The sequence below is a fragment of the Marinobacter halodurans genome (assembly GCF_004327985.1).
Taxonomy (GTDB): Bacteria; Pseudomonadota; Gammaproteobacteria; order Pseudomonadales; family Oleiphilaceae; genus Marinobacter_A; species Marinobacter_A halodurans.
Genome location: NZ_SJDL01000099.1, coordinates 1 through 3,004, shown reverse-complemented (window position 1 = coordinate 3,004; position 3,004 = coordinate 1). Strand labels below are relative to the sequence as shown.

The following is a 3,004-nucleotide window of genomic DNA, read 5'->3' as shown; positions in this document are numbered from 1 at the left end:
CTCCGAGCCAAACCAATGCTGAAGGTAGCGTAGATACGTACAGTGTCCACTTCGGTAGCTGAGACCAATCATCCTTTAGATATTTGGGATCGGTTGAAGTGATTTGATCCATGCGAAACCTTAACGCTGAGCACAGGGGCGCCCAGTCATGGGCGTCCAGCGGCCGCAGGCCGCGTCCTGATGCGACTGGTTAAATGCCGGTTACCCGGCAATCCATTCCGGCACCTAACCCCGAATGCCAGCTCCCGATACTTTGGACCAGCGAGACCCATGGCGCCAGGAACCAGAACACTGAATGGACGGAAACTGCCCGGCGGGCGCGCCGGATTGCCCCGCGACCGAGACACTGAATTATCAATCAGCCCCGTTGCCTGACTGGGGAATGTTTTCTGCAAACCGGAAACCGCCAAAGCGCGGGCCGAACACACAACCCAGCAACACCGGAGTAAAGGCCTTTAACGCCCGCCGTCACCGGTGACAAAGCCGGAGCGAAGCGGAGGCTTTGGCATCCGGTGCACGGCCTGGTTATGTGGTGGCTTACTCCCAACCTGTAGATGCTTCAGGTTACCAGCCTTCAAGTTGAATGCCATTTTTCTGTAAAAATTGACCATGATCGCGATTGTAGCGCTCCGTGATCTCTCGGTAGTGTTCTGGATGGGTTTCTATTTTTTTCCCTTGATACCGACCAACTTCGATAGCATTCTCATGCCGGTTCATAATCCATACTACAACCGTTCCCCCTGGGGCCAGGCCAAGAACCAAAACGTCTCGCGGACGCTCTACTATCTTGCCATAGGCTTCAAAGGAGGCAGCCTCCTTCATTTTTTCCTCGATTTCATCCGGGTTTTCCAGCCGGATCAAAGCCTCATAGGATTGCTGCTCCGCGAACGAGAACCAACGAATTAAAAAGACCTCTGGCATGGTTTGCCAATCCGCCATTGCGCCAAACGGTTTGTCCCAGCAACAGGACACGATACCAATGGGTGCCCGCCACCCAATGTCTTCGGAAAGGGATTCGATGAAAAACTTATCCACCCAGACATCGTAGTGTTTCGGTGCCACCACGCCGATACTTCGGTGGGTGCCATTGGGACCATATTTTTGCCCTTCTGATTCCGTTGGTTCCGAACACCCGACCAGCACCAAAATACAGAGACTGACCATCCAACCCTTGATACTCATAGAAGTCTCCATTTATTCACTCGCTTTTATTCGGGTGAACAGCCCGGCGGCCACCCTTTGCAGGCCTGAAAGGGTATAACGGTCCCATTTCCAGATAATGGTCAGAATGATGGATGTACCGTTGTTTGAGTAAGGCTTTTGACTCGGGTGACAACAGCAACTCTTGACCATGCCAGACGTGAGCAGCAAGATTTCGGGCAACATTTATTAGCTCGTTGGGTAGTGCAAACTGGGGATTGTCTGTAGGAATTGGTTCAAATGGCACACCAGCATCGAGAGCCAGCTTGTGAATCAAGTACAGGGGAATTCTGGAGTATTCGCCCCGAACCTCCCGATCAAGCCAGAGGTGCAAAGCGACATTGTTTCCGCTCAGGCTCGGCTGAGTGGGCAGCATGGGAAGGCGTCTCTGTTCGATTTCCAGGCTGGCCAATGGATTGAGGGAGCCGATCCAGCCCTCGGCCTTAATCAGGGCTCGTTCCTGCAACATGCGAGAGAACTCAAAACTGGCCTCTGGATTTCGACGATCCTTGCTCGTGATCACCAACGGCGGACGCACTTCAATTCGCTCGTGAAACCGTTCTGGATACCCGCCGCCAATGTCTGAGTGCGCGCCGGGCAAAACCCATTCGCCAAAATTCCCAGGTAAATTACCCGATTCACTTCGCAGGCTGTTTAACGAGAAGTTGTGCCGGCGCTCATCCCGCGCAACAAACTGGACGGCCCGCTGAACATGCTCTGATTTTACGTTGACGTTGATCCGCCCCGTTTTTCCGTCGTGAGCGGAGAAATCCAGATTGCCGACATCGGCAACGCCGGCAACGGTGTCGAATAACCCCAGGAACCGAACTGTCACTTTCTTGGGCCAGGGAATGCCTTCCCGCTCGAACGCTCTGATCAATGCCCCTTTGTACTCACCGTATAAAGAGCCCGTGGTGTCGTATACTTCTCGGCTGACAAAATGCCGTGCGGTTGCCGCGCCCCGGCTAAAACCAAAAACATCCAGAACCAGCTCATCTATTGGCCCGTAAACAGAGCGAGTCAGTTGTAATACGAAGTCTGCGGCCCCTTCCTCAACTTTTCTGAGGATGCCCTGTTCCCCAAGACCTAACCCCATACTCAAACCATCGTCGGGCTCACCGAACTTGGTACCCACTCCTGAAACATAAACGGAAAGCCGGTGGGTAGGGGAACCGTCTTGCTCTACGGTGTCCTTGAAGTAAAGCGTTTCCAGCTTCGAGACGTTCGTTTCGGCGTTGAGGTAACTGCCTTCCATCACCTGCGAGAGTTCATTACTGCATTCTTCTTCCGAGATGGCTCCGGCGGCATTGGCGGTCAGGCATTTATCAAGCTCCTGCTGGTAAGCGCGGGAGTTGCCACGGTTATTACCTGTGCCATCAAAAAAGAATCCTGCCTCTACCCGGACTTTGGGGCGCTCCTCTTCTTCGGGCGGATCACCCGGTGATTCCTCCGGCAAACCCTCATTAATTAATGCACCTTTCTGTGCAGCTTTCCGCACAAACTCCTGTGGATCTTTGCCCAGCAACTCTTTGGCGGCAGGAGTAAGCTGGCCTTTGTCATCCAGCGCTCCAGCCTTGGCGAAGTCCACAACCGGTGCGGTGTTGGTGGCAACACCCAAAATCACTCGTGGATTACCGCTGACAATGGAACCACCATGGCTGGTGGGGCTGCCAAGGTGAGTTATCGTCAAATCTGGTGTATGAACATCAGGCAGCGTTCCTGTCTGATTGTTGCTCAACCGCTTCTCCGTCCCGGAACTCGACGTTGTTAACGACCAGTTCCAGAAGCTGAAATCCTTTGATGC

2 protein-coding genes are annotated in these 3,004 nt (G+C 53.6%); both read right to left on the bottom strand.

Annotation, left to right across the window (positions count from 1 at the left end):
* Nucleotides 1–564 precede the first annotated feature (564 nt).
* On the bottom strand, nt 565–1,182 hold the full coding sequence (locus EZI54_RS23415) for a DUF2931 family protein (RefSeq protein ID WP_165495866.1): 618 nt from the start codon (nt 1,180–1,182) through the stop codon (nt 565–567).
* Between the two features lie 16 nt (nt 1,183–1,198).
* Complete coding sequence (locus EZI54_RS23410) at nt 1,199–2,296, bottom strand: T6SS phospholipase effector Tle1-like catalytic domain-containing protein (RefSeq protein ID WP_341352872.1); 1,098 nt, start codon at nt 2,294–2,296, stop codon at nt 1,199–1,201.
* Nucleotides 2,297–3,004 lie beyond the last annotated feature (708 nt).

Excerpts from the sequence above, each read along its gene's own strand:
- EZI54_RS23415 (WP_165495866.1), bottom strand. The coding sequence starts at position 1,182 with ATGAGTATCAAGGGTTGGATGGTCAGTCTCTGTATTTTGGTGCTGGTC.
- EZI54_RS23410 (WP_341352872.1), bottom strand. The coding sequence starts at position 2,296 with ATGGGGTTAGGTCTTGGGGAACAGGGCATCCTCAGAAAAGTTGAGGAA.